This window comes from Aeromonas sp. S8(2024) (assembly GCF_041403085.1).
GTDB lineage: Bacteria > Pseudomonadota > Gammaproteobacteria > Enterobacterales > Aeromonadaceae > Aeromonas > Aeromonas dhakensis.
In genome coordinates this window covers 66,812-77,085 of sequence record NZ_JBGLRF010000014.1, presented here as the reverse complement: position 1 = coordinate 77,085, position 10,274 = coordinate 66,812, and the positions used below count along the sequence as shown (strand labels likewise).

Below are 10,274 nucleotides of genomic sequence, written 5' to 3'. Positions count from 1 at the left end.
AAGTCAAGCACTTGTTTTCGCTTTTCTTTCGGCGCTGGCTTCACGAGGAAGCGAGCTCATCAGGTTGGCGTGTTCTGCCGTGCTGGTGAGGGCGCATTATAGGGAGGCGCGCCGCAATGACAAGGGCTTTTTCACCAAAAAAACTCGTTCGCTCAGATATGCAGCAAAGCGGTTCTATTTCGCTCTCATCACCACCATTTCGGTCTTTCATTGGATTTAAATTGAACATTTGAAAAGCCAATTTATAATTAGCTTTTCAAATATTCAATTAAGGTCTCGCCATGCATCAGATCCTGGATAGCCGCAAAGAGGAGAAAATCGTTCCTCTGTTCCGCCTCGGGTTTAGGCCCTTCTTTCTGCTTGGCGCCTTGTTCTCGGCATTGGCGATGCTGGGCTGGCTGGGGCAGCTCAATGGCTGGTTCGTTCTGACGGGGATTGGCAACCCCATCTGGTGGCATGCTCACGAGATGTTGTTTGGTTTCGGGGCGGCGATCGTCGCGGGATTTCTGCTGACGGCAGTGCAAAACTGGACCGCTCACCCCGGGGTCAGAAGCTGGCCCCTGGTGCTGGTCGTCGTACTATGGGCATTGCCGAGGGCCTTGCTGCCCTGGCTGGGTGAGCACAATACCTTCTTGATGACGGCAGACCTGCTCTGGTTGCCTCTTTGCGCCTGGTATCTGGCCAAACCCATAGTGGTAACCAGGCAGTGGCGCAACCTCTTCTTTGTGCCTCTGCTTGTCGTTCTGACCCTGCTCAACGCCGTCAGCTGGCTGTGGCAGACACAGTGGGCAGATATGGAACATCTGCTCATCACCACCGTGCTCTTGTTTACGACTCTGATCGCCGTGATGGGAGGGCGAGTCATTCCCTTCTTTACCGCCAGAGCCACCGGGATGGAAAAAGTCGTCCCTATTCTCTGGCTGGAACGGGCTTCCCTTGCCACGCTGTGGCTCATACTGGTGAGCTGGCTGCTGCTACCCACCCCATGGGTGACCAGCCTCTACATGCTTCCTCTATATATAGTGGCGGCCGTTTTGCACTTGTGGCGCCAGTTGCGTTGGCAACTGCCGTCCACCCTTGGCCAACCCCTCTTGTGGTCGCTGCACCTAGCCTACCTGTTTATTCCTCTTGGTCTGCTCGCCCTTGGTGCTCTGGCGGCCGGCCTGCCCATCAGCCTGTCACTGGCAAGCCACCTGCTCAGTGCCGGCTGCATGGGGACCATGATCCTGGGGATGATAGCGCGGGTCTCCCTCGGCCACAGCGGTCGGGCCTTGCAGGTGGGGCGCAGGCTCCAGTGCGCGTTCGGGCTGGTCATCATGGCCGCCCTGCTCCGGGTGCTGATCCCGCTGCTTTGGCCTGCCTATACCCTGTACGGCTGGAACCTGAGCGGTCTTGCCTGGAGCCTGGCATATGCTCTGTTTGTCTGGGTCTATACCCCCATACTGACCAGCCCCCGGGCAGATGGGCGTCCTGGCTGACCCGTGAGGGTCAAGATCTGCTGGCCGGATAGTGGATCAGATTGTGGAAGATGGCAGGGGCCACCCCCTGATTTCGATAGCCATGGGGGCGGTCGGCCGCGAAACGCACCGCCTCCCCCTGCGTCAAGGAGCGCCACTCCCCTTCCACCAGCACTTCCATCTGGCCGCTGATGACGATGACATGTTCGGTCACCCCGGGTTCATGGGGTTCTGACTCTCGTTGATAGCCGGGCAACAGAGTCAGCTCAAACAATTCGAAACCAAAACGCCCCTCATAAGGGAAGAGGGGAGCGACCTGCATGCCTTCCCCCGCCGGTTGCTGGCGAATGGCATCGGCGGTGCGATAAAGCACATCGTCCTTCGCCGTGGGAGCCGGCTCGATAAAGCTGGAGAAAGAGACTCGAAAGCCGGTGGCAATCTTCCACAGAGTGGCCACCGTCGGGCTCGACTCCCCCCGCTCAATCTGGCCCAGCATGGCCTTGCTCACTCCCGTCTCCCGCGCCGCCACATCCAGGCTCCAGCCCAGTTCACTGCGCAAGCCCTTCAGACGTTGGGCCAGATGCTGATTCATCTCTTGCATGACTGCCTCTTTGTTGCGCTTGCTTGAATCGCCTTGTGCGTTATAGCGCACAGCGATATAGTCTGAAGCAACATTGTACGCAATAACGCACAAGCCGTCACAACCCCACAAGGACGTAACCATGCCCTTTGCCCTCCCCCATCTGGTCGCCGGCTTCATCGCCGTGATGGTTGGCTACACCAGTTCGGTCATCCTGATCATTCAGGCAGCCACAGCAGCGGGGGCCGATGCTGCTCAGCTCGCCTCCTGGCTATGGACGCTGGGCATCGGCATGGGTATCAGCTGCATCGGCCTCTCCTTCTATTACCGCATCCCTGTCTTGACCGCCTGGTCGACCCCAGGGGCCGCCCTGCTCATCACCAGCCTGGGCAACTTCACCCTGGCCGAGGCCATCGGCGCCTTCGTTATCTCTTCTCTATTGATCACCCTGTGCGGCATCAGCGGCTGGTTCGACCGGCTGATGCGCCATATCCCGGCCCAGCTGGCGGCGGCCATGCTGGCCGGAGTGCTGCTCAAGTTCGGACTGGATCTGTTCAAGGTTGCACCAGCCGATCCCTTGCTGCTCGGCAGCCTGTTGCTGGCATTCCTGCTCGGTCGCCATCTCTGGCCCCGCTATACCATGGTGCTGGTGCTGGCAGTCGGGATCCTCATCTGTCTGTTGCGAGGGGAGCTGCAGCTTGACGCCATTCACTGGCAACTGGCCGGCCCGGCCATGGTCTGGCCAGAATTCTCTTTTGATGCCCTGTTCGGCATTGCCCTGCCGCTGTTCATCGTCACCATGACCTCCCAGAACATGCCCGGCGTTACCATTTTGCGGGCCCACGGCTATCAACCCGCCACCTCGTCTCTCATCACCTGGACCGGCCTGACCGGCCTGCTGCTGGCCCCCTTCGGTGGCTACGCCTTCAACCTGGCGGCCATCACGGCGGCCATCTGCATGGGGAAAGAGGTGGACCCGGACGCCAACCGGCGCTGGCCCGCGGCGGTGTGGGCCGGCGGCTTCTACCTGCTGACCGGCTGTTTCGGGGCCACGGTGGCGGCCCTTTTCACAGCCTTCCCGGCCACGCTGGTGACCTGTGTCGCCGGTCTGGCGCTGCTCGGCACCATCGGCAGCAGCCTGCACACCGCGTTGCAACACGACGATGCCCGTGAGGCCGCCCTGCTGACCTTCATCATCACCGCCTCCGGCATCAGCCTGCTCGGCATCGGTGCCGCCTGCTGGGGATTGCTCGTCGGCATCATCCTGCATCAAGTCAACCAGCGGAGAAACTGACCTGACCATCTGGGGAGCCCCCCGTGAGACACCGCACATAATTCAGAGAATTTGGTTCACAGCTGAAACTAATTGCCATTAAGTGGTGGCGAGGCACTTCTTCTTCCCCGATGCGTGCCTCATGTCAGACTCATAAACTGGAGAATAATAATGAGGAATCAGGCTGTCATTTTGTTACTGGCACTGCTGGGCGCCACCACCGCCCAGGCTGCCGACACCGATCGGGAGCTGGCCCGCCAGCTCGCGCTGCAGCAGAAGAATCTGCTGCCGCTGCTGAGCAATCAGGAGTACCAGAGCCCACTGCCCAACCTGTTGCAAAAGGCCAGCCCGCGCCTGAAACGCCAGGCTCGGGATGCCAACCAGGCGGCCATCAGCCGGCAAGGGCTGGACGGTGAGGTCAAGGAGCTGATGCAGCTGCGACTGGCCAACCCGGAACAGGCCGCCGCGCTGCAGCAGGGTGTCGAGCCGCTGGTCGCCTATGTACCGAGCGGAGATGAGAAGAGCTGGAGCGCCATCGAAGCCTTCGACAGCGCCGGCAACCCCGTCTATCTGGATGTGGACAAGGCACCGGCCCGTCCGGTCCTGGTCGTTGAGGCCGATCCCGTCAAGGCCAAGAACGCCGGCCTCAAGGTGATCCGCAAGGCGCTGGCTGCCGCCGACATGCAGGTAGCTCCCCGTGCGGCTGCCAGCACGGCGCCGCTCAAGACCAGCATCCTGAAGAAAATTCGGTTGAAGGATGATCAGGAGCCCTGGCTGCTGGGTGCGGCCGAAGTGTATGCGGTGGTCGCAGGGGTCAATCCCAGCCGGGATGAGCCCGTGGTCGACATCGTCGACATGCCCTATCTCGACTATGACAACACCGACTACACCCCCAACCAGATCCTGGTCTACTGGGATCGCTATCGCTGGGGTGCCGTCGACATCGTCATGATGGAGCAGGACGACAACGTCAACTACAAGGAGCTGAGCGGCCTGTTCATCGATGCCCTCAAGCTGGCCTTCACTGCTGGCGGCGTGCCCGAGGCTCTGCCCTTCCTCGATCTCGGCGGTCGTATCGTCAAGGCACTGCCCGACTCCTGGATGACCAACAACGATGACTATCTGGATACCTTCTACACCCTGGAGCAGGACCAGAGCTATCACCAGTACCCCGGCGCCGCCGGCAATGCGGTGATCGATCTCGAACCCAAAGAGATTGCCCCCACCAGACCCTGATTGGTCGCCATAACAAAAAAGCCAATGAGCGACTCATTGGCTTTTTTTGTACCCGCGATCCGTTACGGCTGGCCTTTCGGCCTCACCCCCAGGGTGTGGCAGATGGCGTAGGTCAGCTCGGAGCGATTCAGGGTATAGAAGTGGAAATCCTTCACCCCCTCCTGACTCAGCACCCGTACCTGATCGATGGCGATGCTCGCCCCCACCATGTTGCGGGTCATCTGATCATCGTCCAGCCCCTCGAAACGCTGATGCATCCAGCGCGGGATCTTCACGTTGGTGAAACCGGCAAACTTGGCCAGGGTCTGGTAGTTGGAGACCGGCAGGATCCCCGGCACGATTTCCGCATCGATGCCAATGGCGGCGCAGCGATCCCGAAAACGCAGGTAGGTCTCGACGTCAAAGAAGAACTGGGTAATGGCGCGGTTGGCACCGGCATCGATCTTGCGCTTCAGGTTGAGCAGATCCGACTGCGCGCTGCGCGCTTCCGGGTGACCTTCCGGGTAGGCGGCCACCGAGATATCGAAGTCCGCTTCGGCCTTGAGCAGGGCTACCAGGTCGGTGGCATACATCTCCGGCTTCTCCAGTCCCTGGGGCAGGTCGCCGCGCAGCGCCACGATATGGCGGATGCCGCTGTTCCAGTAATCGCGGGCAATGGTGCGCAGCTCGTCGCGGCTGGCGTCGATACAGGTCAGGTGCGGGGCGGCGATCAGACCGGTCCGCTCCTTGATGTCCTTGATCACCTTGTGCGTGCGATCCCGGGTGCCCGAGTTGGCACCATAGGTCACCGACACGAACTTGGGCTCCAGCACCTTCAATCGCTCGATGGATTGCCACAGGGTATTTTCCATCCCTTCGCTGTTGGGCGGAAAAAACTCGAAACTGACCGAAATGTCGCCACTCAAATCTGCCAGACTCTGGTTGAGTGCCTCAACCTGACGTGCGCTGTGAAATCCCATCTGCTCTCTCCCTGCCCTGCAATCCATTTCTCTACGTCAAAACGGATGTTTGGACGTCTAAACGTCTTTCTATCTTTATGAGAAAATGACACAAAGTCAACACTGTTTTACGGCGAGATGAAGGCCGCCGATTTTTATTTGGCAATAAAGCCAAAGTAACGATTGGCACCCCATCCCAAAATCCGGCGAGTCGCGTTATGATGAACGCAGATCGTCCTGGACGTTCTGAATCTGCGTGTGATTGTTTGGCCGGAGTTTTCTCCGGCCCCTTTTCAACCTCTTCCCCTTCCTGCCGATAACCAATTGAACCATTCGCAGGAGCATCATCATGGACACCCACCCCGGCTTTGCCACCGACTTGCTGTTCGATCGCTATCAGGGCAACGTGGTCGACCATGAGCAGTTCTGGGCCGTGCGCACTCCCGATGCTCCCGATTACTACTTTGGCAACTATCTGTTGCTCCCCTTTCCCCCCAGCGATCACGACAAGGGCTGGCTTGAGGCCAGTTTCGACAAGCTGATCGGGCAGGATCCCCGGGTCAGACATCGCACCTTCCAGTGGCCTCTCGCGGCCGGTCAGAACAGCCGGGTCGCCGGCTTCGTGGCGGCGGGATACCAGTACATGGAGTGCGTGGTGCTGGCGCTGGAGGCAGAAGGCTGGCAACCGCCAACCGCGACGGTGGCTGCGCGTCCCTTTACCCCGACCGACTGGGACGAGTGGCTGGCCTTTGAACTGGAGGAGCGGGATCCCGCCCACTCGAAAGAGAGCTACCTGCCCTATCTGCAGTCACGACGCCAGTTGTATGAGGCGATGATCGGGGACGGGCTGGGTCAGTGGTGGGGGATCTGGCAGCAGGAGCAACTGGTCGCCAGTTGTGGTCTCTTCTTCACCGACACCCTGGGCCGTTTCCAGCTGGTACGCACCCGACAGGCATGGCGCAATCAGGGGTTGTGCCGCCAGCTGCTAAGCCAGGTTGCCAGACACGGGCTGACGCGGGTCGACCGGCTCATCATAGTGGCCGACGAGCACTATCACGCCCAGCGGGTCTATCGCTCGCTCGGCTTTGCCCCGGTGGCCCGCATTGGCAGTCTCTGCCGCTGGCCCCGTACGGAGCAATGAATCAGAGCACAGGCAGCAAAGAAAACGGGAGGCTGATGCCTCCCGTGGTGTATCTGCCGGCAGCTATTGCTGCGGCGTTTCCAGCTCATTGGAGAGCGCCTGCTCCACCTCGGCCGACTGCGCCGGTAGCGGGGCTGCCGCCGCAGATGCCGCTGCGGCAGGCGTTGCTGACGGCGCCGGGGCGGCTGGTGTCTCTGCCTCCACCGGCGTCGCGACAGGTGCAGCAGCAGGCTCGGTGGTCGCCGCTGCAGCCGACACCGCAGGCACGGCGGCAGGAGCGTCACACTGGCAATCTGCCCCTTTCACCTTGTTGCCCTGATGGGGCGGATACCAGCCCTTCAGCCCCTGCTCCAGCCGATCGGCTGCCGCCTTGGGCTCCATCTTGCCGAGCAGCACGGCCTGGCTCACTTCGGCCAGTTCGTCACCCAATTTGGGCGTACCGCGGGAGAGGATCTGAGTGGCCACCCGGATGGTGGAATCGCACTGATCCCGCCACTCCATCATCTCCTTCGCCGCCGGGTTGGTGACCTCGAAGAAGTGGTTGGAGAGGGAGAAGAAGCCGGGCAGCGAGTTGGTATAGAGCTCGGCAAACTGGGGCGTGGTCAGCCACTGCAGGAAGGCCATGGCCGCCTCCTTGTTCTTGCTGGCCGGGTTCATGCCCATCCCGATGTCGGTGTGATCAGTAAAGAAGCAGCCATCACCTTGCTTCGCCACGGGCGGGCGCATCACGCCAAAGTCCACCTTGCCGGTGAAGGGGGCGATCTCCCAGGAACCCGCCACGTAGAAGGCGGCCTTGCCCGAGGTGAACAGCTCGTTGGTCGCGGCATAGTCGCGGCTCTCGCCACCTTCGCCGAGGTAGGGACGCCAGCGCGCCAGCTCCTCGAACACCTTGATGTAGGGCGGGTTGTCAAAGCGCTCCTGCCCGCCGATCAAGGCCAGCCGGCCATCCTCCCCCTTCCAGTAGTTGGGGCCTATGTTCTGGAAGCCGAGCTCGGAGGATACCCAGCTTTCCGAGCCACTCATGGCCAGCGGCACATAGCGGCCATCGGCCTTCACCTTGTCCAGCGCCGCAAAGAAGGCATCCCGGGTCTGCGGCACGCTCAGCCCCAGCTCGCTGAAAATCTTCTTGTTGTAGAAGAAACCGTGAATCACCGAGGCCATGGGCACGCAGAAGGTCTGGGCGCCGGAGTCGGTCTGCCAGGGTGACTGGGCAAAGCTCGGGAAGTTCTCCATCCCCGACATCTCGGTCAGCTCCGCCAGGTGGCCCGCTTTGAACAGGGCCAGGGAGTCGTCGAACGGGCGACAGGTGATGAGATCCCCCGCCTTGCCCTCCTTCAGGCTGGCCCACAGGGTCGGCATATAGTCGACGTTCTGCACCCCGTTGAACTTCACCTGGATGCCCGGGTGGGAGGCCTCGAAGGCAGGGATGATCTTCTGCTCCCACAAGGCCTTGTCATCTATCCGCCAGCTCTCGATCACCAGCTCGCTGGCCATCAACTGACCACACAACAGGAGACTCAGGGCCCCGATCCACTTGTTAGACATAAGCCCTCCTAAACCTTGAAATGTGCGATCAATTGCTGCTGCTTGGCCACCAGATCCGCCAGCACCTCGCTGCTGCTGGCCGACTCCCGTGCCTCCCGCTCGGTCTCGTAGGCCACCTCGGCGATGCCGGAGATATGGCGTGCCACCCCCTGGCTGACCGAGATCTGCTCCTGAGCCGCGTGCGCCACCTGATCCGCCATCGCCTTGATGGCGCTCATCCGGTCGGCGATGGACTGCAGGGCCGCATCCATCTCACGGGTCTGTTCGACACAGCTGTGGGTCTGCTCCTGGCTGCGTCCCATCACCTCCACCACCAGCTTGCTCGAGCTCTGCAGGTTTTCGATCATCGCCTGGATCTCTTCGGTCGACGTCTGGGTCCGGTTGGCCAGCGCCCGCACCTCGTCGGCCACCACCGCGAAGCCGCGGCCGGCATCACCGGCCCGCGCCGCCTCGATGGCCGCATTCAGCGCCAGCAGGTTGGTCTGTTCGGCGATGCTGCGGATCACGTCGAGAATGCTGCCGATGTTGTCGCTGAACTCGCCCAGCTTGTAGGTGATGCCGACAGCCTCCTCCATGGCACCGGCCAGTTGTTCCGTGATGCGACGTGTGGTTGCCACCTTCTGGCGGCCGGTTCTGGCTTCGTCATCCGCCAGATCCACTTCCCGCTTGGTGCCGTCGGTGGAACGGGCCACCTCGGTGGCGCTCACCTCCAGCTCGGTGATGGCGGCAGCCACCTGATCGGTCTGGCTCTTCTGATCCTGCACCCGGGATACCGCCCTTTCGCTTATCTCGGCGGCGCGGCTCGCCTCCTCCACCAGATGACGGGAGCCGGCATTGATCTGGGAGAGCAGCTCGCCGGTCTTGCCGGCCAGCACGTCGATGGAACGGGCCAGTGCGCCGAATTCGCAGCTGCTGCGGTAATTGATGCGGCGGGTCATGTCCCCGGCCGCCATGTAATCCAGCTCCTTGTTGATCATCTGCAGCGGGCGCTGAATGCTGCGCGCCGTGGTATAGCCGATGATGAGGGCGGCGGCGGCCGAGATGGCGGCCACGATCAGGATCCAGAAGCTGGCACTGCTAACCGCATCATCCGCCGTGGTGCGGCTCTGGCTGGCGATGGAGCCAGCCGACTGTCCCATCTCGTCGAGCAACCCCAGGCTGTTTATCAGGCTGGCGTCGAGCTGCTGATTGAGGGTCTGCAGCGAAGCGGCCAGCTGCTGGGCATTGCGCATGGTGGCGAGCAGCCCCTGCGGGCCGAGCGCCAGCTCCTGCATCCGGTCGAGGTTGGAGACGAAGCGCTGCTTCACATCATCCGGCACCAGCACCCGGTCAAGCCGCTTGCGCGCCATCTCGATGTCCTTGCTCAGCACCTTCTCCAGTTCGTTGAGGTCGGTCTTGGCATCGGCCCGGCGAATGTTCTTCAGGTCGCGCGCGATGCCCGAGGTGATGAGCTCCGCCTTGTTGCGCATGGAGCGCTTGCTGGCCGTCTGCTGCAACAACAAGTCCGCCGCCCACTGGTAGGTGTCTTCCAGCCGGATGAAGGCAATCTCCAGCTTGTGGCGCTGATCCTGGGCATTGACCCATTGGCTGTGCTGGGAGAGCACCTGTTCGGCCAGGCCGTAGAACTGCTTGGTCGCCGCATCGACCTGCTGGAAGCGGGAACCGGCCTCGGCCACTCCGCTGAACTTGTCCATCTCCTGGCTCAGCTGGCTGAAACGCGCCTGCTGCTCCTTGAACTGGCTGGCCAGCTGCGGCAACTGACTGCCATCCTCATTGGTCCGGTAGACCAGCACCCAGCGGTTGCTGTCCTGCAGGGCCCCCTTCAGACCGGCCACTGCAATCACCAGGGGGGTTGCCCGGTCGGAAACCTGCGACAAACCGTCGTTGATGCCCCTGATCTTCAGGGTGCTGATTACACCCAGCAGGATCAACAGCAGCAGCATCAACACAAATCCGGCGATGATCCGCTGCACAATAGATAAACCCATGGAGACATCCTCACTCGTGGGGGAAAGGTAACGTGAACATAGACACTATCGGCACAAGGGGCGAATTATAGAGGGGAGACAGAGGGTATTTTATTGATCTATATGGGGTTGGATCA

9 protein-coding genes are annotated in these 10,274 nt (G+C 61.3%); 5 read left to right on the top strand and 4 right to left on the bottom strand.

Features of this window, described 5'->3' with window-relative positions; genetic code table 11:
• Together ACB031_RS21810 and ACB031_RS21805 are read left to right on the top strand one after the other, a co-directional pair.
• Nucleotides 1-220 (top strand): hypothetical protein (locus ACB031_RS21810; RefSeq protein WP_371140229.1); only part of this gene is annotated, 220 nt, incomplete at its 5' end.
• A 61-nt stretch (nucleotides 221-281) separates the two neighbouring features.
• Nucleotides 282-1,478 carry an NnrS family protein gene (locus ACB031_RS21805; RefSeq protein WP_010635918.1) on the top strand — a complete coding sequence of 399 codons (1,197 nt, stop codon included), beginning with the start codon at nucleotides 282-284 and terminating at the stop codon, nucleotides 1,476-1,478.
• Nucleotides 1,479-1,488: 10 nt separating this feature from the next.
• Here ACB031_RS21805 and ACB031_RS21800 read toward each other — a convergent pair whose 3' ends face one another.
• The gene (locus ACB031_RS21800) at nucleotides 1,489-2,058 is read right to left on the bottom strand and encodes a helix-turn-helix domain-containing protein (protein WP_371140228.1); all 570 of its coding nucleotides are present in this window, start codon (nucleotides 2,056-2,058) and stop codon (nucleotides 1,489-1,491) included.
• A 121-nt stretch (nucleotides 2,059-2,179) separates the two neighbouring features.
• Between ACB031_RS21800 and ACB031_RS21795 the strand changes: the two genes are divergently transcribed.
• Both ACB031_RS21795 and ACB031_RS21790 read left to right on the top strand, forming a co-directional pair.
• The gene (locus tag ACB031_RS21795; RefSeq protein WP_017787879.1) at nucleotides 2,180-3,331 is read left to right on the top strand and encodes a benzoate/H(+) symporter BenE family transporter; all 1,152 of its coding nucleotides are present in this window, start codon (nucleotides 2,180-2,182) and stop codon (nucleotides 3,329-3,331) included.
• A gap of 150 nt (nucleotides 3,332-3,481) precedes the next feature.
• Entirely contained in the window at nucleotides 3,482-4,546 is a 1,065-nt protein-coding gene (locus ACB031_RS21790) for a DUF3103 family protein (protein WP_005306028.1), read from the top strand.
• Between the two features lie 62 nt (nucleotides 4,547-4,608).
• Here ACB031_RS21790 and metF read toward each other — a convergent pair whose 3' ends face one another.
• Complete coding sequence (metF, locus tag ACB031_RS21785) at nucleotides 4,609-5,505, bottom strand: methylenetetrahydrofolate reductase (protein ID WP_005306036.1); 897 nt, start codon at nucleotides 5,503-5,505, stop codon at nucleotides 4,609-4,611.
• A 328-nt stretch (nucleotides 5,506-5,833) separates the two neighbouring features.
• Between metF and ACB031_RS21780 the strand changes: the two genes are divergently transcribed.
• The gene (locus tag ACB031_RS21780; protein WP_371140227.1) at nucleotides 5,834-6,625 is read left to right on the top strand and encodes a GNAT family N-acetyltransferase; all 792 of its coding nucleotides are present in this window, start codon (nucleotides 5,834-5,836) and stop codon (nucleotides 6,623-6,625) included.
• Nucleotides 6,626-6,688: 63 nt separating this feature from the next.
• Here the strand turns inward: ACB031_RS21780 and ACB031_RS21775 are convergent, their stop codons facing one another.
• Together ACB031_RS21775 and ACB031_RS21770 are read right to left on the bottom strand one after the other, a co-directional pair.
• Nucleotides 6,689-8,170 carry an ABC transporter substrate-binding protein gene (locus tag ACB031_RS21775; RefSeq protein WP_099360446.1) on the bottom strand — a complete coding sequence of 494 codons (1,482 nt, stop codon included), beginning with the start codon at nucleotides 8,168-8,170 and terminating at the stop codon, nucleotides 6,689-6,691.
• A gap of 8 nt (nucleotides 8,171-8,178) precedes the next feature.
• Nucleotides 8,179-10,158, bottom strand: a complete 1,980-nt coding sequence (locus ACB031_RS21770; RefSeq protein WP_042049259.1) for a methyl-accepting chemotaxis protein — start codon at nucleotides 10,156-10,158, stop codon at nucleotides 8,179-8,181.
• Nucleotides 10,159-10,274: the final 116 nt, after the last annotated feature.